At 70.8% G+C, this 2249-nt stretch carries 2 protein-coding genes; both read right to left on the bottom strand.

Going from position 1 to position 2249, the window contains the following annotated elements; all coding sequences use genetic code 11:
• Nucleotides 1-70: 70 nt before the first annotated feature.
• On the bottom strand, nt 71-916 hold the full coding sequence (gene istB, locus ABFX46_RS43235; RefSeq protein WP_346050436.1) for an IS21-like element helper ATPase IstB: 846 nt from the start codon (nt 914-916) through the stop codon (nt 71-73).
• Complete coding sequence (gene istA, locus ABFX46_RS43230) at nt 916-2181, bottom strand: IS21 family transposase (protein WP_346050434.1); 1266 nt, start codon at nt 2179-2181, stop codon at nt 916-918. The genes istB and istA overlap by 1 nt, the downstream gene beginning before the upstream one ends.
• Between the last annotated feature and the right edge of the window lie 68 nt (nt 2182-2249).

Raw genomic sequence — 2249 nt, 5'->3', positions numbered from 1 at the left:
CTGTCAACGACGGCCGAATTCTGACCCCCTGGCGACGTCTGAAAGTTGACCCCCTTGATGTTGTCGGTCGTTACTGCTCGTCGTTGGTGGTGTTGGCCGCGGGGACGCGGCCCAGGTCGCGGTTCTTGAGGCGGTAGCTGTCTCCCTTCAGGCTGATGACCTCGGCGTGATGGACGAGGCGGTCGATCATGGCTGCGGCGACGACGTCGTCGCCGAACACCTCGCCCCAACGTCCGAACGGCTTGTTGCTGGTCACGATCAGCGAGGCCCGCTCGTAACGGGACGAGACCAACTGGAAGAACAGGTTGGCGGCTTCGGCCTCGAACGGGATGTAGCCGACCTCGTCGACGATCAGGACCGGGACGCGGGCGAGCCGGGTCAGTTCGTCTTGCAGCCGCCCGGCGGCGTGCGCGTCGGCCAGGCGGGCGACCCACTCGGCCGCGGTGGCGAAGGCGACGCGGTGTCCGGCCTGGCAGGCTCGGATGCCCAGCCCGATCGACAGGTGGGTCTTGCCAGTTCCCGGCGGGCCCAGGAAGACGACGTTCTCGCGGGCGGCGACGAAGTCCAAGGTGCCCAGGTGGGCGATGACCTCGCGTTTGGCCGACCGCTGGTGGTCGAAGTCGAAGTCCTCCAAGGCTTTGCGGGCCGGGAAGCGGGCTGTGCGGATGCGGGCCTCGCCGCCGTGGGCCTCGCGGGCGGCGACCTCGCGTTGCAGGCAGGCGGCCAGGAACTCCTCGTGCGTCCAGGACTCGTCCCGAGCCCGCTCGGCCAGACGAGCGGCGGCGGCGTGCAGCGACGGCGCCTTGAGCACCCGGGTGAGATACGCCAGTTCGGCCTCGACATTGCGGCCGCCGGCGCTGGTCGCGGCGCCCGCTGCGGTGGCTTTCGCGGTGGTGGTCTTGGTGCCGGGCGCCATCAGGCCACCCCCTCGATGTCGGCGGCATCGACGTCCTCGGCACTGTGGTTGTCGATGCCCAGGAGGGCGTCGTAGTCGGTCAGCCGCCGCTGCTCGACCTCGGTGTCGGCCGGCGGCCGGGCGGTCTGCAGCCGCAGCCGCCGCATCGCCGCGGCCGCCTGGGCGTGCGCGGGGTCGGTGATGGTCTGGTGGAGCGCCCAGCAGCGCGGGTGCGCGGCGATCCGCTGCCCACCGCAGGTCACCGTCACCTGCTCGAGGTCGGCGACGACCTCGACCAGCCGCCCGATTACCGACGGATGCACCGAGTAGTCGTTGGAGGCGACCCGGACATAGTGGTCACGGGCCAGCCGCGTCGAGGTCCGCCACCCCACCACCGGCGCGACCGGCGGCAGCGGCACCATCGCCGCCATATCGGTGACGATCCGGTCGGCGGGCCGGCACTCGATCCGCCGGTGGTGACGGACGTTGGCGCGATGCGCCAGCCAGTGCTCCAGCTGGGCGTTGAAGTCGCCCGGGCCGGTGAACGACCGCCCTGGCATGAACGAGGTCTCCAGATACTCGTTCGCCCGCTCGACCAGGCCCTTGGCTTCGGGGTCGGCGGGGCGGCACTGCACGATTCTGATGCCCAGGGTGCCGCGGAACGCGTTGGCCTCGGCGGTCAGGACCGGACCACCTGCCCGCCACTGCCCGATCGCGCCCTCGTTGTCCCACACCAGCGTCTTGGGCGCCGCGCCCAGCAGGCGCAGCAGCGCCCACATCCCGGCGAACAGGTCCCCGGCCGCCCGCGAGGGCAGCATCCGCGCCAGCATCCACCGCGAATACCCCGACACCATCACCAGCACCGGCGGACTGGTCTGCTGCCCGGCACCCACCGGCACCTTCGCCGGCGGGAACCACAGATCGCATTGGGCCAGCTCGCCAGGCTGATACGCCGTCCGCGACGCCGGATCGGCCGGTTTGTACTGCGGCCGCAGCACCCGGACCCGGTCCTTGAGCACCGTCATAGACCGCTCCCAGCCGATCCGCTCGGCGATCACCGTCGCGGGCATGTCCGGGAACTCCGCCAACAGTTCCCGAATCGCCGGCTCGGCCGCGTCCACGATCGATCCCTTCCCCGCCCGCCGGTACTTGGGCGGCTCATCGGCCGCCAGCGCCCGCTTGACGGTGTTCTTCGAGATGCCCATCCGCCGGGCGATCGCCTTGATCGGCATGCCCTCGGACCGGTGCAACCGGCGGATCTCCGCCCAGTCCTCCACCTTGATCACCCTCCACAGTGGAGGGGGTCAGATTTCGGCCGTCGCCTGGGGGTCAGTATTCACGCGTCGCCGACAAC

This window comes from Actinomadura chokoriensis (genome assembly GCF_039529475.1).
Taxonomy (GTDB): Bacteria; Actinomycetota; Actinomycetes; order Streptosporangiales; family Streptosporangiaceae; genus Spirillospora; species Spirillospora bangladeshensis.
This window is presented reverse-complemented; position numbering and strand designations above follow the sequence as displayed.

Bases quoted from the DNA above. Each gene is read 5' to 3' on its own strand.
- istB (WP_346050436.1), bottom strand. From the start codon at position 916: ATGGCGCCCGGCACCAAGACCACCACCGCGAAAGCCACCGCAGCGGGC.